This window comes from Sporosarcina sp. 6E9, from assembly GCF_017921835.1.
GTDB lineage: Bacteria > Bacillota > Bacilli > Bacillales_A > Planococcaceae > Sporosarcina.
On the sequence record NZ_JAGEMN010000003.1, the window covers coordinates 128,578 to 146,639 of the forward strand.

Genomic DNA, 18,062 nt, shown 5'->3' on the forward strand with positions numbered 1-18,062 from the left:
TCACTGAAGCTGGAAGTTTTCTAATTGTGCACGTGCGTGCCAAAAGCAAAGGATGTATTCTATGGTAACTCAAGCATAACGAAAACATTCGCTAATTTTTCTAGAGATAAAAAACACTTTCTTGATACGTTAATCGCACCAAAGATTACTAAATTAGATAACCTCAATACAACAACGCCGAACAAATTACAACGTCTTTTTTGTGAGTAATTGATATTTTCATTTCTTTATATCCTTTATTGTGAAAAGTATCTTTAGCATTATTATAAAGAATTCCAATTGGCGCATGCTTCTTATTCCTAAGTATTTCAATATCTTTCCACTTAATCATATCCTCCTGAAGAAATCCGGAACCGAGTGCTTTAACGAGTGCTTCCTTCGCACAAAATCTTCCTACTAAAAATTCCAGTTGCCTACTTAATGAATAATTTGTAGCTAAAGCAAGCTCATTGTCTGTGAATATGAAATTCTTGTATTTTTCGTTTTGTAGGATTCGAGAAAACTCCGAAAAACATGCCATATCTACTCCTATATTCATAACTTATACTTTCATCTTGCTTTTTAATTTTGATTTAAGTTTAGCTAATTTTTCACTTCTCAGTTTCCCGATTTTTTTATATTCATCAATGGTTTGCGTCCATAAATATGAGCTTCGATATCTTCCGAATGTATAAGAGTCAAAGTCACTTCTTATAGCGTTTTCTTTAATACTACTATTTTTAGCTAATAGTAGGCTGTTCCCTTCCAATGACTGATTTACAATTGTTTTCATATTTAAGTGCTGGTATAAGTATTCATACATTTCCAAAAGAGCCAATAAACCATATCCAACTCGAAATTCAGGAAAAATACTAATTGACAATTCGCAACTTTGCTCAATCCAATCAATGCTGGAAATCCAGCAGTATCCAATTACTTGTTTGTTGGGGGATTTAACCACATAAAACCTTAAAATATTTTGACCGCTCTTTATTCTTTCCAAACTCATATTTCTAAGTTCATCTTTACTTACTAACATAGAGGTATGATTCAGATTTTTTTGGACATGGAAGTCTAACAAAAGATTGATTCTTTCCTCTACATTTTCTTTTTCCAAATGAGTAATAATCACTTTTTTTTCCACAGAAAACTCTCCCCGTTCAAATAGTAATGTGGTTGATCTTGATAATGCCCCTTAACAAATAAATGTTTTCGTAATGTAACTACTTTCTCGAATCCAATCATTTCAAAAAAAATGAGTCGCCTATCATCCAACTCTTTTCGCTTCACAAATCCATCAATATTATATATAGACTTAATTGTTACAATACAATTTTCCACATATTCCTGACACCTAGCAGTATCAGTATGCTGAAAAAATAAAGAGTCAACATAAATCAATGCTTTATTATAATTACTGATTTGTAATAAAAAAAATCCTACATGTACATCTTTATCATTTATAGAATATATAATGATTTGTTCATCCTCAATTTTTTTAAAAATAAGAGATTCATTATCAATAATCGGATTTATGGAAAAGTAAGTTGTATCAAAAGATGATAATTGTTTCATTGCTTCTTCATCATGACTAAGACTAATTTTTGAAAGTGTGATCATATGCTTTTTACCCACTCTTTTTTCAGAATAGACCAAATCTCTCTATCTCTTATTTTATTATCCCAATAAAGCTCTTTAGGAATACACCCTTCATTAGTAAAACCCTTGCTAACTAAAATTTCCCTTCCTCCTCTGTTATCTAACATTAGGTAGCCGTATATTCTATTTAATTTCAACTTATTAAAAGCATAATCTAATGCCTCATGCAATAGTTGTTCCGCGTCAATTTCTCCTTTGAATATAATTCCCATCTGCAGCTTAGCATGCCTATTTATATAATCAATTCCTTCTATTAGGACAAAGGCTTTTTCCGGGACCACCAATAATGAGCTATGCTCATTATTGGTGAATTTTACTTTCCAAGGATAGTATAATGAAGTATCACTCTGAATATATATTATCTCACCTGGAACCCAATTCCATTTCAAAATGGGCTCATGAATTTTACGATAACCTACTAACATCATATATCTCCACCTTTGCAAGTGTTTGCATCACTTAAGTTTTATAAACTCAAATTTATTAATTCTTTACGAATCGCTCATGACTACTTTGTCTTATATTTCTTCACGGCTGATTAATAACTTTATGATAATAAAAGAGTGCATTTTTTTTATTATCCAGCTCAAACATTGTTTCTAGTTGACCTTCTTTTTGAAATCCAGTATTCTCGAAAATATCCTGATATTCACCATCGTCTTCATAGCAATGGAATGCTAGTTTTACAACTTGAGTTCTTTTAATAAAGCTGTCAATAATTTTATTTAAAAGCGTAATATTTACTTCCTTCTCTATAGTTTTTGATAGCCGGTAATAAAGTTTATAATGTCTAGCAGCATCCACGATTTCTTCGAATTCCACTAACCCTATAACTTTATTGTTATAGATGATAAGAACAGTATTCTCTTCGATAATTCCCTCGATTTCGTCCTCATCTAAATAATTTGGAAATGCTGTTCTAAATCGAAATTCGGGATCCTCATAAAGTTTCAAAATGTCTGCAAGATACTGCTTTTTGAAAGGTAGGAGTTCAAGAGTATATCCTTGTTTTTGATTTTCTTCAGTAACCATAGAAGTACCCACAAATTCTTTTTTCATCATTACAAATGTAAAAATAATACTAGAAATACCTAATATATTTGTAAAGAAAATGGTCCAATAAAAGTAGTTTAATTCTCCAAATGCAACCGTTAAATACCAACCCACGGTAGTTATGATAAAGAAATATAGAACATTTAATACAACTGCAAGAAGCCCCTTATTAATTTGTTCTAGAGTGGTGATGGTCATTAATACTGCACCCATAAATAAATAAGAAGGCGCTACTATTTGCAAATATTTTAAGGCATTGTTAATAGAATCTTTTTCTTCAAGCATAATTCCTACTAAATTTTCCTTAAAAACAAAAATTATGAGTGATAATACCAAGTAAAATGCGAAGGTAATGAAAATCCCTTTTTTATATGATTCAAAAACTCTAGGAAAATATTTTGTTCCAGATCCAATATTGCTATTCATAATAATTCCTATTGCACTTCCGATAGCAATAGCGGGTATAATGATAAATGTTTGAATACTATACGCGACACCAAAACCCGATATGGCTGCTATTCCAAAGGGCTCTACAATCTTATTGAAAAAGAAGACGCTTATAAAAATAATGATATAGGAAAGTGCAATAGGAAGACCAACGTTGCGTAAAATAATAAACGTACTCTTTAACAGACGAAAGTATTTTCTCCTAAGCGTTAGAATTCCTTTTTTAACAAGAATTATTGATGTTATACCAATAAAAAGTATAGAGATAATTAGGTTTGCAAAAACAATGGAAAAGATACCTTGATTAAAATGGAAAGAAAAAACATAGACTAACGTTATATTAAAAATCGCATACAAAAGACTTAAAACAGTAGCAGAATAAACATGCCCAAAGCCACGTAAGCTAGAAATGAAAATCATAGAAATAAGAACAAGCGCATTTGTTACAAACATTGCTAATAGAAAAGTATTAAAATCTATAGACAAATGCGCAGGTATATTATAAAAAGCAGAGATAAATGGAGATAGTATATATATCAATAAGCTTAACCCTAGGGATATTACCAAACTAATAATTCCAATGTTGATTAATCCATGCTTTATCCCATCTATGTCACCGGCACCCTTTAGTCGTGCAACGTTTACCTGATTACTTATTTGAAACCCTTCAATTATTGCAATAGATAAAAAAGCAAAAGGTGTATACAAGGATCGTAAATAAATAGCTTCCGGACCAATATTACCCATAAAAGTGATATTTGCTAATTGCACAATCATTGTAACGACAGAAGCTATTATTATAGGGATACTAGTCTTATAGATTAGCTTTGATATATCATCATTAATAAAGTCTAAGGGGTGTTTCATTGTAATCGTCCTCTCTGTCTTTCTATAAAATGCGTATACTGCACATACATACTTTATGTCGAAAGTTCGTAGTTATCATATTGATACAAGCATTTTTCGACTCATTTTTAATTAAAAACTCTTGTAATGATAACCATATATCTGATGATTGAAAGTCAACCGTGTTATTTTCTTCACGAATATAAAAATCATTCACTTCGAATCGTTCATTAGCAAACAAATACCCGGACAAACTATTCTGGATTATTATTTTATCAACTGCTTTGTTATGTGAAGCAAATGAAAAGTACGCCTCAGTTAATTCCTTTATAAAGCTGTTAGTGTCCTCATAAAAATCAGAATCTGTTGTGAAGCTGATCATGCTTTCGACCTTAATACCTTTTTTGTTACTTAATTCAAGACCTACCGTGGCATGTCCCAAATTCATACCATGAGCTGGTAAAATACTTGATATTACATTCTCAGTCATTATTATTAATGCGTTTGATTTTATGTAATGACTACCCAATATCAATGCCTCTATTCCAGCTGCATTATCAAGGTGTGTTATCCCTAAAACCTTTTTTGTATTTATACTTGTATGATTTAAAATATAAGCAAGAGGTGAATTTAATGAACGATAATTAGGAGTGCTTTGAGCGTAAACTAAACAGTCATAGATTTTATTTTTCTTATCCATTGGAATATCAAATGTAAAATCCCTACTCTTTAAAGCAAGAGTTGAAAGTTTGTTTTCATAGGATGCTTCTGATACTGGACCATTGTAATAGTTTTCAACCTTAAATAAAGGTCTGAGATATTTGTTTAATCTTATGTCTTGCTTATTTTCAAAGGATGGATTAGTTAAGGAAAATTGGTAAATGGATTCAATATACATGGAAGACGGAGTAATCAATTTAGACATATGATATTTTTCCATTATAATAACTTTGAAAAACATTTAACTTTTGAATGTTTGAAGTACCCTCCATAAATTCTAGTCCGCGAGCGTCCCGAAACCATTTATTTAAAAACGGATGTGTTAACAAAGCGTGCGGAGCAAATAGATAAAGTGCATACTCCGTAATTCCTTCAACAAGTTCAATTGCCTTAATTTTAGCCATAGAAGCCATATATCCATTTGAAGGATCCTTTTCCAATTGAACTGCTGCAGTACGTATAAGTGCTCTTACCATCTTAATGTCATCCTTATACTGTTCTATAACTTTGTTTTCATCTAAAGTGTAATTACTTCTATTATCTAAAATATAATCAAGGGTAGCTTGGGCAATACCTAATCCAAGTGCCGCAACACCTGGGCGCATTCGATTGAATGTTTGAATGGCTCCCCAAAGTCCTCGCCTCGTTGGACTTAAGTGTGATCCTAAAAGATCTTTAGGCTCAATAACAACTTCGTTAAAGTGCAGATGAGATAACCCAGCTGCTTTTAGTCCCAATGTTTCCAATGGTAAAGCGTTAAAACCCTTTTTATTGGATTTCATTAGAATACTGCTAATACCCAATGGCCCATCTGAACTTTTTACAAAAACAACTCCGATCTTTCCACGTGTTCCATTTCCAATATACTTTTTCTCACCATTTAAAACGTAATAATCCCCCTTCTTCGAAAGGTTAGTTTTAATATTGGAGGCATCTGACCCTTTTGTTGGTTCAGACATTGCAAAAAATGTCCATCTATCGTCCTTGAGAATTGTACTATAGTACCTTTCTTGTTGTTCATCATTACCCAAATCCATAATGACTTGTCCAGATAATGACGGACCAGGTGAAGCTAATAGTACACCAACATCGCCATAGGCCAAGATTTCTAACGCAATAACTCTTTCTAATAGGTTAACTCCGTATATCTTTTGTTTATTAATTGTTAATGGAGAGTCATTATACTTTTCAGGAACCATTAACCGCGAGAGACCTTTGACCCCCTCGAGATTTAAATATTCACTAATTTTATTTGGAAATCTTTCGAGATCTAAGGCAACTTCTCTGAATTCCGATGCCATCTCATGTAGTATATTTTCATAATCGGACTGAATAGACTTCATATTATTTCCTCCCCAGATCCATAAATAGATTGTATAATTCGTGAGTTATAATAAGATTGTATAATTCCTCCAACAGTATATCCATGTGCTCCACACAATTTTACTAAGTATTCATCTGAATACGTTAGGTTGGTATGTAAATTATTTAAATTCGTCAACAAATATTCATTCCTACACATTACGCTAACTTCTATGGAAGTATACTGTGTCAAAAATTGTGCTATATCTGCTTTTATTAGATCTAATTTTATTTGTTCCTGGTCACCTATTTTTCTATTTCTCAAATAATTAACAGTTTGATCAAAAATGTTTAAAGAGATTCCCATTCGTACATATAACCATTTCCATTTATCATAACGCAAGGTAGATTTAATAGGTGCCTCCGAGAACTTTAATACTTTAACGTTAGGTGACATTGATAAATCTTCTATTTCACTCCATAAAGAATCCCCAATTCTTCCAGTCTCTTTGTCAATAGAATTAATAATTCTTTCAGTAGTTATACAATAGTTATTAACGACATCAAATGCAAAAGTATTTTTATCAAATTGATTAATATGCTCTATTGCCAGATCCAAACTACCACTTCTAGCAATATCAACAACATCTTTATAGTCATAATCCAATTCTTTAGTCTTCACCATGGTATCGCCCCTTATATTTTTATTAAGCTTGCACCAAAGAAGGCACCCAAACCCACGCCAATCAACAAACATAAATCCCCTTTCTTAAGTAGACCTTCACTTTCTGCGTATTCTAAATTGAGTTGTGCATCCGTACAGTACGTATGACCAATTTTTTCTATTAAATGCGTCATTATTTTATTGAAATCAAATTGTTTTTCCTTCGCGATTTTTCTCCAAGTTGTAATGTTTACATTGTGTGGTATTATCCAATCGATATCCTTCAAGGAAAGATTACATTTTTCCAAAGTACCATCAATTAATTTACTAATACGTTCTATATATACCTGATTAAACTCATTTACTTCTTTCTTATTTGCATATATACCAGCATGGAACTTTGCATCTATTAATGTATTTATAGATAGAATTTGTCTTGATTCAACATTTTTCCCTAGAATCATAGCAGCTGATGAATCTCCTATGATCGAAGACTTTTGTAAATAACGGCTTTCTGTCATAAAATTAGTTTGATCACCACTAATGATTAATACTTCACAATCATCGGGGGACTTTTGCAAGAAATCATTTGCCATCTCCAATCCAGTAAAAAAGGATGCGCAATTAAAATGAGAAATACCATAGTAGGTCACTTTTTCCAATTCAAATTGTTTCAATACCCTGTAAATTAACTCATAATTATAAGGAACCTGTGGAATAATGGTATGTGTATATAGAACAAGTTCAATTTTGTTTTTCTTAGATGATTTAAAGAGCTTCTTTAAAGGGATACTTAATGTTTCTTCTAGTCGTTGACCTTCATTCACGATTGGTACCTGATTTAGCTTGTGGATTCTTTTGAATAACTTTATCTCCATTTCAGTACATTCATTTTCCCTCAATACATCCTCAACAGATTGTCGATTTTTAGGTATGAATGTTTCCAGTGCCCTAATCCCAATATTCATAATTGCACGTCTCCTAGCTTGTTTTCACAGTCAACAAATCTACCTTTTTTAAATTTGAATCATATTGAGTCAAACAAATTGTTGTCCCAGCCGAAACTTTATCTTGCATGTACCTTGTCACAAAATCATATAATGTCTGCGAATTCCTATATTTTTTGTTGTATTTGTCATTTAAGTTGTGGATAAACTCCAAATGATTATTTTTTTCCCCTATAATGCTTTTCACATCTGATAAATTAGGCTTTACGTCATAATATAAAAATCGGTGCTCTTGGAATTCAAGATTAGTATTATTTTTACTAAGTAAAAGTAATACCCCCACATCCGTAAAACTCGTTTCTGTTTTTACCGGAAGTGTATTTTGGTCTAATATAATAATCAAGGCCTTCTTCATGGAAATAGTTGATTTCAAGAGCTCCAAAGCGACTTTTATGACGCCGATACCAACATTCATTCCATAATCGGAAAACGCAAAGCAAAGTCCATTTATATTGTATTTATCTGTTAGATAGCTTACAACGGATTGATGCGGATGTAAGTCTGGCGTATCGTATGCGAGAATAAATACATCGATATCTGTTAAACTATCTGCCGTTAATTCTTCCAATAGCACTTCACACATGTCTATATATTTGTTTTGATTACCAGCCTTAAGGGAATGTTCATTTAATTCCAAGTCAAACATTCCCAATAAGTCTTTTTGGAATATAAGAGACTGTTCATTTCTTATATATTCTTTTGTTTCATTAAATTCCTTTAAAAATATTTGTTCTATGAAAATGCCTTTACTCACTGCACTTCTTCTCCAAGACTTGACAAAGCATACTCAGAAAGAGTTTCTACAGTCTTAAAGTGATCTGCCTTCAATTCTTCCGGATCAATAATTAAATTTGGTACTACATCCTCAAGAACCATTAATAGTTCAATGATAGAGGTAGAATCCAAACTAAGATCATCAAATAATTTTGTATCCTTTTGAATTGCATGATCAACATTAACCACTTCTTTAATTGCCGAGATAATAAGTTCTATCATTTTTTCTTTATTCATGATTGCATCCCCCTATATTCTTATTTTATTTGTTCTATATTGTGTTTTTTAAATAAAAGTAACCTTTGCTTATTTAACATCGAATCTACATCATCTCTATGTCTAATCAAATTGTAATCACCTTGATAATATAAAACCTCCGCTGGGAACCCATGACTTAAAAATAAAGTAGGTGATGCTGTTGGGCCATATGCACCTGAATTTAATATCCCAATCAAATCTCCCGGGTTGACTTCAGGTAGTTTTACATTTTTCCCAATCGTATCATTCGGTGTACACAGTGGGCCTGAAATATTATAAACAACACTTTTTTCAGCTTTTGGATTTGATAAAGAGATGATTGGAAAATTACGTTTTACAAATGAACCAATTCCTACAGCAGCCATATGATGATTCGTTCCACCATCTGCAACTATATACTTCTCTCCCCTAGACTCTTTTAAATACCTTGCTTTTGTTACATAAATTCCTGATTCAGCAGTTAAATAACGGCCGAGCTCCATAATCAATCTAGTACTGGGATATTTCAACTTAAATTCATCTATTAAAACATTCAATCCTTGACACAATTTGTCGATATCAAGACTTTCTTCATGTTCAAAATAAGGAACTCCAAGACCTCCACCAATATCAACCATTTCCAAATTTAACCCATACATTTCTGAAAAACGATCTGCATTATTTAAAATCTTCCTGGTATTTTCTATTATTATACCTTCATCCAAAATTCTAGTTCCCATGTAGGTTTGAAATCCTTGTAAATGAATATTGGTGTGCTTTGTCATAATGGTTTCAATTACTTGTGATAGTAATTCTTCATCTATACCAAATTGACTCGGCTTCCCACTCATCGTTAAACGAGCACCTTTAACGGAAAAAGAGGGATTTACACGTAGGGAAACATTTGTAATTTTATTATGTTTTTTTGAAATTTCATTTATTAGTTCGAGTTCCTGCGAAGATTCGCACACAATAGAATAGATATCTTGCATCACGCACATTTCTATTTCTTCGATTGATTTTCCAGGGCCAAGAAATATAATATCCTTCGGATCTGTTTTACATTTTAGGACAGTGATTAATTCCGCTAAGGAGGAGACCTCGGCTTTTGCTCCTAGAGAATGTAACAAAGAAAATATTGAAATATTGGGATTGGCTTTTAATGAGTAAAATATCTCCAATGATTGATGAAGATTATTTCTTAAATTCAGGAAATTGAGTTCAAGACTTTCCCCATCATATAAATACAATGGCGTACCAAATTTATCACATACCGATTCCAGATTATCGTATTCCAAGTTAGGCATGGCATACATACTCCTCTATTTTGGATATTCTTTCTTTAAATATTTCATCTGTACTTATAAGATCTTCATTATTATTTTCAATTACCATGTAATAAAGCCTGCCGGAATATTGTACGCCCTCTTCTTGATACGCAGCATTAAGTGTGGCGAAATTTGTAATTAACAGACCTGTCCCTCTTTTACTTTCAAAAAGTATATCTCCCAAATACGACTCTATTTTTTTAAAATTCTTCCACGAGTTTAACTTCAAATCAACTTTTTTTGCCAGAGCAACTTTGTCATCCAAGTATCGCTCTTGAATCACAGACTGATAAGTAGACATATTAAAGCGAGCGTTTATTTCCATGTTTGGATAGACAACCCCGTTCACACACACGATTGCATCAACTCCTACAATCCCAAAATACCCACTTTTATGAAGCTCTCTTCCTATCTTGTTTGCAGCGTCACGTAATATTTCTATCTGTTCATTTGTTAAATTCGAGGGAGTTATATGGCCTTGGTGAACACTATCTTTCACAATAGATTCTTTGACAAAGTTAAACAATACCTCGCCTTTAGTGCTTACGATAAATTGATAATTTACCTCTGTCTGTTTATCTATCCACTTTTCCATTACCATATTTATAGATTTTGAGGGGTTACGTTTTAAGGACCTTTGAAGTAATTTAAGATATTGCGCAAACTTTTGATGCGATCCTATGATTGTTATACCTTTTCCCGAGACACCAAGTGCATCTTTTATAACTATTTTTTCTCCATTCAAAATATCTTTTTCGAAGTTGTTAAAACCATCTTCTAAATCCTGGATTGAATTACAATTGAATCCAGGAATTTGTTGTATCTTTGTAGTCTCATTAACGTTTCTACCGTAAATTTTGCTATTAACCTGTTTGTAAATATCACTTGATGGTGTTGAAAGCGGAATACCAACAGTTTCCGATAGTTTTTCTTCTAAATCTGATGTACCAAAAGGCATGAGATATGTACTTGCACCTTTCAGTCCTTTTAATTTTGTAATAGTAAGTTCACATTCTAAAATACTCTCGGTTATATTGAGTGATGGATTTTTATAATTAACTACAATAATATTTGGTAATTTGAATCCTTGTTCTTTTAAATAATGAAAATAATCTACATCAACTTGATCCTTTAACAATAAATAATCATTTTCAGATGCCAAGTGAAGACATAATTCCTCCATTCTATTTACTACTCTTTCAGAATTACCTAATGATATTGTTGGCATTTTATAATGATCATTTGATGTCCATTTCTCTTCTACCTCAAAATTATTTAAATAAATAAAGCGAGCTTCTTCACTATTTACTAAACAGTTCTTGAGGCTTTTATCAAAATACGTATTTACCTTCAGCAATTTCATCCCTCCTAATACTGAAATACTCCAACCGAGAAAACTGCACCTAGCCCAACACTTACCATTAGGAAATAATCATCTTTCTCCAACAATCCCGCTTGTTCGATTGAACTATAATTAATAAAAGGATCTGAACTAAAGCAATGTCCAAATTCCGATATGTTATTTAAATATATTTTGTTTTTATTTATTTGGAGATAATCAGCAACTCTTAACCACGATGTCTTATTAACATTATGAGGTATTATAATTTTCAAATCTTCCAATCTAACTTTCGCAGTTTTAAGCGCTCTTGATATTGTATTACAAAGTGTTTTTACATAGGTCTTTTCAAATTCCTTTAATAGTTCACTATCCTGATAAATTCCGGAATAGTACTTTCCAAGAATTGTTCGCTCCATTGACAGTAATTTATTTTTTTCGCTATTCCTTGTTAAGATGGAAGCAGATGACCCTTCCCCCATAATACTTGTATTTGGTATAACCTGGGCGGATGGGGTAAAGGCTTTCTCACCAGTTATTAATAAAACATTATCTCCTCCTTTTTTAAGAAGGTGACTTGCAATTTCAATTGCGGTTAATGCAGATGCACAATTATGCTGAGTTACAGAGAAGGAAATAGCATGTTTTAAATTAAACTCCTCTTTAATCTGCTCAACTATATTAATCGTGTGTGGAGTTACGTTTTGTATGGTATGTGCGTAAAGAATATATTTTATTTTTGATGAGTCTACCTTAGGTAAAATTTTAATAATAGGTTCTTTTAATAAATTAAATAATGTTTCTTCTGGATCATATCTAATTTTCTCTAAACCATGAATTCTAGTTAATAGCTTAGTCTGGAAAGTAGTAAGTCCTAAATTCTCACTTAAATCACTTATACTCTCTTGTTTTGAAGGTAAATATGATTCTATTAAAGATATTCCGGTCATCTCATATCACCACTTAAATTATTTGTCAAGGCCCTTAACAAGAGCCTTGACATTTTAGAAACTAGTGCGCACTGATTACGCAACAACTTTTGCTGCTACTACTTTCGCTTTTTTCATAATCACTCACCTCCGTTTCCAACTATTGGATGATTTATCATCACAACTACATTCTATCCGACTATTACAATTATTGTAATGGGCAATATTCCATAATATTTCGACAATATTAGACAACTGTAATTAGGAGTTTAGTTTAAGTTAAAAATGATTACCTCCTCCTATTATCCTATAATTCAATGGCTTGTCATGCATTAGTTTTTTCGGTCTAATAGAGAGATACGACAAAATCATAATGAGTACTATTAAAATACGCATCAACTTAATTAGCATGAGCAGAGACCCATGAGAAGGTAAGTCAGGTCTAATAAATCCAATTACTGTAGCGGGAAACATGTAACATATTAGCCCTTGTAACGTGATTCCAAGAAATATACCATACCTTCCCCCACGTTTTCTGGATAAACGAACATCTCCCTTTTTCCATTACTTTTTGTCCATTCATATCTATCAACATCTTTCAAAACTTAATTTTAATTTAACTCAATAATCACACCGACACGAAATACTTTTCGACATACTCATTTCAAAATTCAACTTCATTGATTGATAGGACGTTATGCGGACGCTGGCAGTTTTGACGAATATTAACAAGACTAGTAGTCAGGAAAGGTCGATGGGTCTCTGATAATTGATTATTAAAACTTTACACTTTAAAGGGAAAAAACCTAACTACTTCACAAAAAATGACGGTAGTAAGGGCTGTTATTATATATATACTCTCTAAACATTTCTGGAAGATAAGCTTCGATTACAACATCCGATAGCTTAAGATCAACAACCAATGTAGCGGTCGGTATAAGTAGTAAAATTATAGGTAATAATATCGGACAATCTATTTCTGACTCATCGTCAAAACGACGCTTGGAAAAAACACAGTATCACAAAAAAAGAACGGTACTCGGCAAAATAATGCCAGGTACCGTTCTTTTTGATATTTGAAATAATCAGGTATAAAAATTTTTCGAAAAAGAAATCGTTCGAGAAAGTACTGACGAACTTTCATTCCATTTTAAAATACAATTGAGGATTTAAGATGCGTTGTTAAAATCACCTAAGTTTTCGTTGTTGATGCAGGATACGGAAGCGAGCATAATTATGATGATGTCATAGAAAAACATCATAAATCCCACTATTACATATAATCAGTTTCGATAGGTAATGAAATAGAAGCACAAGCGGATCCATTTAATACGGCCAACTTGCCGTATGATGATAGTATGGACAGCTTTACTTGCCCAAATAATAAAAAACTACTCTTCAGTCATTTTTCAAAACGTACGGAGCGATATCAATTTACACGAATGATGAAAGTATTCGAGTGCGTGCGAAGACTGTTTGAACTGTCCTTTGCGGTCATTCTGTACGAAGGCAAAAAGATAACATTCAAATGGGGAAAACCAAAATTGCACTGTAGGTTTCAAGAATCCATACTTTCGCATTTCTATTATATTTCCACTGCATGAATCCACGGATGAACGAAATGACAATAAAAAATGGAATGAGCACAAACAATAAATTGAAATCACCATTTGTGATAGTAAAGGAAAAAGCGATCACTAGATAACTAATGAAACAAATCGTCAATAAGATAAATTGTAGGCGCTTAATTGGTTTGCTTAGGGGGTTACCCTTTCGATCAATTTCATATTTTCTTTTCAAAAAGGATTCCGTAATGAAACCAATAACGATAAACACGATTCCTACAATAATTATTTCTATCATAATTACGCCCCCTTATATTCCTACAATTCAACGCTAGAATGCTCCGGATCCACCTCCGCCGCCACCGGTTCCCCCACCACTTGATGAAGAAGTTGATGAACCACCGGCATCGACATTTGCATTTTTGTTCGCACTTGCAAATGAATTGGACATGAATACAGAATCATAGTAATGGAAGCTTTCGTTTGAATACGCGGTCCTTTGTTCAGCAGCCCTGAATTCGTTAAATTGCTTCATAACTCTTTTGTCACCCGTTCCAACGGAGAATGCATAAGCGCGGAATTTGTCATCCGTTTCGAGTAAGTTCCATTCATCCAAGTCTAGCTTGTCAAATGCTTGACGGAACTGTTTCCACTCTTCGAACAAAAGATGGCCCTCCAAATTACGCAATCTATAAAAAATCGCCATGAGCAACGAAATAAAGGCGAAAAAGGCTGCAATCGCCATGAGAAAAAACAATTCATAACGACCAAATAGAATTGCCCCGACTACAAAAATAGCGCTTAAGCCAACCAATAACCAGCGAACCCCTGGTGTCTTTTCAATAAATGTATGTTGTTTAACTTCCCCTATAACACCCGTTCGCCAAGCTGATAATAACTTGCTATATATCGAATGATTCTTTTTATTTTTTGTGTATGTTTCCAAATCAGCGACATCAAAACTTTGGCCATCGCCCACTTCATCAAACAACAATTCAATTAACGCAGCTTCATGGGCATGTTGCACATCGCGGTGAATCAGCTCAAATTGCGTGTCGGAAAGTTGCTTAACAAATCCCTGTCGTACTAAATCGAGTAATGCTGCGGCTGTAGCGCCTGGTGTTAATGTACCGCTGTTTGCATAATAAATTGTCGCTGGCATGCTAAGTTTTTCTTTTGGAACTAAAGATTTTCTATTTTTCAAGTCGTCAAGAACTAATAATTTGTAATCGCGTCTTTTCTTATACATTGACCCGAATAGGATAAACAGAAAAATTCCACCAATTGGCACCCCGAACAACCCAAATTTATTTGTTTTCTCTTGACTGGCTACAAATTGTTTAAGTTCTTCCGCCAAAATACTTTTTTCTGCTTTCACTTCATCACGAATTGCACCATTTTGTTCAACAATCGATGGAAACAATTCTGTTTCATAGACAACGCGAATATCGCCGTTTTCACCGGCTGATACATTGCCTAAACGAAATTCTACAATCCCATTCGACCGAAGATGTCCCTTTTCATATGCCGAATCATATCCAAGGTATAGCACATCATGCGCCGCAGCTGGGGGATGTACCATGATTGTCATATTGCCGTAATCAGTTTCATTTCTTTTATCGAAAAACGGCCAATAAAATTGTGCACCGTCTTCGTATTTCTCCATTGCATTTACAATTCCATAGCGCATTTCAACTTCAATGGTTTCTTTTTTCCCGGACCTGAAAATTTTATAAGTTCCTTTTTCATGTTCAACTTTAAGCCGTTTGTTATTTTCATAAGCCACGAATTCAGTAATCGCTGTGCCTTGCTTTGCAATGATTTCACGCGTGACTCCGTTAAATTTACTATCGAAGACATATGTATGTTTTTCAACGACGTCTGCATCACCGTTCTCTTTTAGATGTACCTCAATCACCACATTCGATATGTTAAAATCAACCGCAAATGCCGCGGTCGGTATAAGTAGTAAAACTATGAGTAAACATGCTGGAACAACTTTTTTCCAACTCATCGTCATCACCTCTCCTACAATACTTTACGAAACAGCATTGGAAAGGATTCAAATTATATGAATCATTTCTTGCGCTTATTGGTCGTTTGCTTGCACTCATATTACTTCATTAAAAAAACGCCCAGAATTTCTCTGAGCATTCATTAATGTAATAACTCTATTGATTATCATTTAGCAATTTGATTAACGCGATTATTTTTTCATCGTCACCCGGATCCACGTACACGGTCTTTGTATCTTCAATAATATCTATATAGAACCCTTCACCCGCAGGATATTTTCCATCCCAACGTAAAGGGACATTGTATACATTAATCGTGCCGTCTCCATTACCACTATAAGTTACTGATCCATCTATTAAGCGAGAACCCGCTAATTGGATAACATCTTCTGGATAGTTAGCACTGGTTTCATCATCGGGATTAAGTGGTGTATCTGCTGGAATATGTTGAACATATAATCCATCTATATCTTGGTTTGCGCCGATTTGCAGCCAAACTCTAGCGTATTCGATTTCTTCACTAGAATACTTGGATAGCATTTCATTATCTTGCTCACCGCCAATATTTTCAGATAAAGTACTGTCCGAATCATCATTAACAGAGTTATCCTTCTTTGCATCTTCTCCTTTTGATTCTGATACTGGGGTGTTCTTAGAGGAATCAGTTGCAGACACTTCCTTTGTATTGTCAACACATCCTACTAACACGCCAACCAGTATTACTAAGACAACATTCATATATAGAATTTTTATTAACTTTTTCATTCAGCAATCCATCCCTTTCAGTATTGTAAAATCAATTAAAGCATTGAGAATATCTACATATAGCCCACCTGCCTATTGCATTATTCTGAGATGATTGTTTATAATCTTCAGATACCACATAATTACTTTAACATAATTTCCCTTTTACATTAAGGGAATCCGGATTTATGGGCACGGTCAGTTGGAGTATCTGGATTATCAAGCAACAAAAAAGAATCCAATTATGGATTCTCGTTAGATGTAGCACCCTTATTAATTTCAAAAACATCGATGACATGCTGACTAAAAATAACACAAACCGTTTTATCCTCTTTACTAAAAAAGCGGACTAATTCGCTGCTTTCTTCATCAATGGGGGTCCATCCCCATTCATGAATTTCATTCAGATAATGCGCTTGCGGACCGTCATGATTTTCTCCGCCAATATTTTTCAGTTTGTATTTCGCAGACTTCGTAATTTCGTCCGTGCATGCTTCAGGTTTCAATTCGCTTGCATTTTTCGGGATTGGAAAACTGTAGTTAATCAAAGACATTCTGTAGCCTTCTTTTTCACTATATGTATTGGCACACCCCATCATCGTGCCGACTACTAGTACTAGGATGAATATCCGTTTCACAGCAATCCCCTCCCAATAAAATTTCACAAGCTACTACTTTTAGATTACTGCTAAAATGTCCGAATGTCACTCGACAGATTTGTGACATTCGGAGAAAGGTAACTTATCTTTTAACGTGTGCCTTAAACAGTCTTATTTGTCTTATACTCATCTACATATTCCTCATAATCTAACACTTCCACGGCATCTGACCAATGCAAAACGGTACCGACAAAGTCTCTAATGTCCAAACCTTTCATTTCATAGGTCTCGTCTGTATTTACTGTTCCCGTTGCATTTTCCAGAAACGTTACTTTATATCCCCTGTCAAATGCTGCAATGGCTGTAAACATACAACAAAACTCTGTGTTGAAGCCTGTTATGAAAAGATGTTTGACACCAAGCTTCTCCAATACTGTAGCTAAATTCGTGTTTAAAAAAGGACTCGGCGTTTGTTTCTCAATTACAAGATCTGCATATTCCTTAATAGAACTATGTAATTCAGATCCAGCAGAGCCTTTATAAAGAGGACTTGCCTCTTCATCGTCGAAATGTCTCACAAATATTAGGCTTTTCATCACTATTGAAATCTTGAATGACATTTTTAATTAAAGATAATTCTTCTTGAAAATCTCCAAAATTTACGATTCCGTTTTGTACATCAATGACTAATAACGCTTGCATAATTCCATCTCCTTTTTTGATCAAAGATTAATAGCCTTTTAAATATGAAGAAATATCGATATGATGAATGCCGTTTCCTACAGTAATTGTTTTAAATTCTTCTACTAGTTGTTATGAATGGGTCTATTCAAGTATCGTAAAACGTATTAATTT

General features: G+C 33.4%; 20 protein-coding genes. All 20 read right to left on the minus strand.

Annotation, left to right across the window (positions count from 1 at the left end; genetic code table 11):
* Nucleotides 1-163 precede the first annotated feature (163 nt).
* The 20 genes from J4G36_RS13670 to J4G36_RS18860 all read right to left on the minus strand — a co-directional run bounded on the left by J4G36_RS13670 (nt 164) and on the right by J4G36_RS18860 (nt 17,909).
* Nucleotides 164-538 carry a holo-ACP synthase gene (locus J4G36_RS13670; protein ID WP_210470958.1) on the minus strand — a complete coding sequence of 125 codons (375 nt, stop codon included), beginning with the start codon at nt 536-538 and terminating at the stop codon, nt 164-166.
* A 3-nt stretch (nt 539-541) separates the two neighbouring features.
* Nucleotides 542-1,123: a GNAT family N-acetyltransferase gene (locus J4G36_RS13675; RefSeq protein WP_210470959.1), complete on the minus strand. Its 582-nt coding sequence runs from the start codon at nt 1,121-1,123 to the stop codon at nt 542-544.
* Nucleotides 1,108-1,614 carry a hypothetical protein gene (locus J4G36_RS13680; RefSeq protein ID WP_210470960.1) on the minus strand — a complete coding sequence of 169 codons (507 nt, stop codon included), beginning with the start codon at nt 1,612-1,614 and terminating at the stop codon, nt 1,108-1,110. The genes J4G36_RS13675 and J4G36_RS13680 overlap by 16 nt, the downstream gene beginning before the upstream one ends.
* Nucleotides 1,596-2,066, minus strand: coding sequence for a GNAT family N-acetyltransferase (locus J4G36_RS13685; protein ID WP_210470961.1), 471 nt, complete (start codon nt 2,064-2,066; stop codon nt 1,596-1,598). The genes J4G36_RS13680 and J4G36_RS13685 overlap by 19 nt, the downstream gene beginning before the upstream one ends.
* A gap of 100 nt (nt 2,067-2,166) precedes the next feature.
* Nucleotides 2,167-4,005, minus strand: a complete 1,839-nt coding sequence (locus J4G36_RS13690) for an MATE family efflux transporter (protein ID WP_210470962.1) — start codon at nt 4,003-4,005, stop codon at nt 2,167-2,169.
* Nucleotides 4,006-4,027: 22 nt separating this feature from the next.
* The gene (locus tag J4G36_RS13695; RefSeq protein ID WP_210470963.1) at nt 4,028-4,909 is read right to left on the minus strand and encodes a hypothetical protein; all 882 of its coding nucleotides are present in this window, start codon (nt 4,907-4,909) and stop codon (nt 4,028-4,030) included.
* Complete coding sequence (locus J4G36_RS13700) at nt 4,902-6,047, minus strand: acyl-CoA dehydrogenase family protein (protein ID WP_210470964.1); 1,146 nt, start codon at nt 6,045-6,047, stop codon at nt 4,902-4,904. Before J4G36_RS13700 ends, J4G36_RS13695 begins: the two co-directional genes overlap by 8 nt.
* Nucleotides 6,044-6,691 (minus strand): hypothetical protein, encoded by a 648-nt coding sequence (locus J4G36_RS13705; RefSeq protein WP_210470965.1) that lies wholly within the window; start codon nt 6,689-6,691, stop codon nt 6,044-6,046. The genes J4G36_RS13700 and J4G36_RS13705 overlap by 4 nt, the downstream gene beginning before the upstream one ends.
* Nucleotides 6,692-6,702: 11 nt before the next feature.
* Nucleotides 6,703-7,638, minus strand: a complete 936-nt coding sequence (locus J4G36_RS13710; RefSeq protein WP_210470966.1) for a 3-oxoacyl-[acyl-carrier-protein] synthase III C-terminal domain-containing protein — start codon at nt 7,636-7,638, stop codon at nt 6,703-6,705.
* A gap of 13 nt (nt 7,639-7,651) precedes the next feature.
* Nucleotides 7,652-8,431, minus strand: coding sequence for a hypothetical protein (locus tag J4G36_RS13715; RefSeq protein ID WP_210470967.1), 780 nt, complete (start codon nt 8,429-8,431; stop codon nt 7,652-7,654).
* On the minus strand, nt 8,428-8,688 hold the full coding sequence (locus J4G36_RS13720; protein ID WP_210470968.1) for an acyl carrier protein: 261 nt from the start codon (nt 8,686-8,688) through the stop codon (nt 8,428-8,430). The genes J4G36_RS13715 and J4G36_RS13720 overlap by 4 nt, the downstream gene beginning before the upstream one ends.
* 20 nt (nt 8,689-8,708) lie before the next feature.
* Entirely contained in the window at nt 8,709-9,995 is a 1,287-nt protein-coding gene (locus J4G36_RS13725) for a type III PLP-dependent enzyme (RefSeq protein ID WP_246880617.1), read from the minus strand.
* A complete protein-coding gene (locus J4G36_RS13730) occupies nt 9,988-11,373 on the minus strand; it encodes an ATP-grasp domain-containing protein (protein ID WP_210470970.1) in 1,386 nt (461 codons plus the stop codon). The genes J4G36_RS13725 and J4G36_RS13730 overlap by 8 nt, the downstream gene beginning before the upstream one ends.
* 11 nt (nt 11,374-11,384) lie before the next feature.
* A complete protein-coding gene (locus J4G36_RS13735) occupies nt 11,385-12,305 on the minus strand; it encodes a 3-oxoacyl-[acyl-carrier-protein] synthase III C-terminal domain-containing protein (protein WP_210470971.1) in 921 nt (306 codons plus the stop codon).
* Nucleotides 12,306-13,808: 1,503 nt separating this feature from the next.
* Nucleotides 13,809-14,147 carry a DUF4181 domain-containing protein gene (locus tag J4G36_RS13740; protein ID WP_210470972.1) on the minus strand — a complete coding sequence of 113 codons (339 nt, stop codon included), beginning with the start codon at nt 14,145-14,147 and terminating at the stop codon, nt 13,809-13,811.
* Between the two features lie 33 nt (nt 14,148-14,180).
* On the minus strand, nt 14,181-15,863 hold the full coding sequence (locus J4G36_RS13745) for a DUF2207 domain-containing protein (protein WP_210470973.1): 1,683 nt from the start codon (nt 15,861-15,863) through the stop codon (nt 14,181-14,183).
* A 157-nt stretch (nt 15,864-16,020) separates the two neighbouring features.
* Nucleotides 16,021-16,629 (minus strand): hypothetical protein, encoded by a 609-nt coding sequence (locus tag J4G36_RS13750; RefSeq protein WP_210470974.1) that lies wholly within the window; start codon nt 16,627-16,629, stop codon nt 16,021-16,023.
* Nucleotides 16,630-16,850: 221 nt separating this feature from the next.
* Nucleotides 16,851-17,246 carry a hypothetical protein gene (locus J4G36_RS13755; protein WP_210470975.1) on the minus strand — a complete coding sequence of 132 codons (396 nt, stop codon included), beginning with the start codon at nt 17,244-17,246 and terminating at the stop codon, nt 16,851-16,853.
* 122 nt (nt 17,247-17,368) lie between these two features.
* Nucleotides 17,369-17,785, minus strand: a complete 417-nt coding sequence (locus tag J4G36_RS13760) for an isochorismatase family protein (RefSeq protein WP_368668780.1) — start codon at nt 17,783-17,785, stop codon at nt 17,369-17,371.
* Nucleotides 17,766-17,909 carry a hypothetical protein gene (locus J4G36_RS18860; RefSeq protein WP_368668781.1) on the minus strand — a complete coding sequence of 48 codons (144 nt, stop codon included), beginning with the start codon at nt 17,907-17,909 and terminating at the stop codon, nt 17,766-17,768. Before J4G36_RS18860 ends, J4G36_RS13760 begins: the two co-directional genes overlap by 20 nt.
* Nucleotides 17,910-18,062: the final 153 nt, after the last annotated feature.

Bases quoted from the DNA above. Each gene is read 5' to 3' on its own strand.
- J4G36_RS13670 (WP_210470958.1), bottom strand. From the start codon at position 538: ATGAATATAGGAGTAGATATGGCATGTTTTTCGGAGTTTTCTCGAATC.
- J4G36_RS13700 (WP_210470964.1), bottom strand. From the start codon at position 6,047: ATGAAGTCTATTCAGTCCGATTATGAAAATATACTACATGAGATGGCA.
- J4G36_RS13725 (WP_246880617.1), bottom strand. From the start codon at position 9,995: ATGCCTAACTTGGAATACGATAATCTGGAATCGGTATGTGATAAATTT.
- J4G36_RS13740 (WP_210470972.1), bottom strand. From the start codon at position 14,147: ATGATAGAAATAATTATTGTAGGAATCGTGTTTATCGTTATTGGTTTC.
- J4G36_RS13750 (WP_210470974.1), bottom strand. From the start codon at position 16,629: ATGAAAAAGTTAATAAAAATTCTATATATGAATGTTGTCTTAGTAATA.
- J4G36_RS18860 (WP_368668781.1), bottom strand. From the start codon at position 17,909: ATGCAAGCGTTATTAGTCATTGATGTACAAAACGGAATCGTAAATTTT.
- J4G36_RS13685 (WP_210470961.1), bottom strand. From the start codon at position 2,066: ATGATGTTAGTAGGTTATCGTAAAATTCATGAGCCCATTTTGAAATGG.
- J4G36_RS13710 (WP_210470966.1), bottom strand. From the start codon at position 7,638: ATGAATATTGGGATTAGGGCACTGGAAACATTCATACCTAAAAATCGA.
- J4G36_RS13735 (WP_210470971.1), bottom strand. From the start codon at position 12,305: ATGACCGGAATATCTTTAATAGAATCATATTTACCTTCAAAACAAGAG.
- J4G36_RS13720 (WP_210470968.1), bottom strand. From the start codon at position 8,688: ATGAATAAAGAAAAAATGATAGAACTTATTATCTCGGCAATTAAAGAA.
- J4G36_RS13695 (WP_210470963.1), bottom strand. From the start codon at position 4,909: ATGTCTAAATTGATTACTCCGTCTTCCATGTATATTGAATCCATTTAC.
- J4G36_RS13690 (WP_210470962.1), bottom strand. From the start codon at position 4,005: ATGAAACACCCCTTAGACTTTATTAATGATGATATATCAAAGCTAATC.
- J4G36_RS13745 (WP_210470973.1), bottom strand. From the start codon at position 15,863: ATGAGTTGGAAAAAAGTTGTTCCAGCATGTTTACTCATAGTTTTACTA.
- J4G36_RS13705 (WP_210470965.1), bottom strand. From the start codon at position 6,691: ATGGTGAAGACTAAAGAATTGGATTATGACTATAAAGATGTTGTTGAT.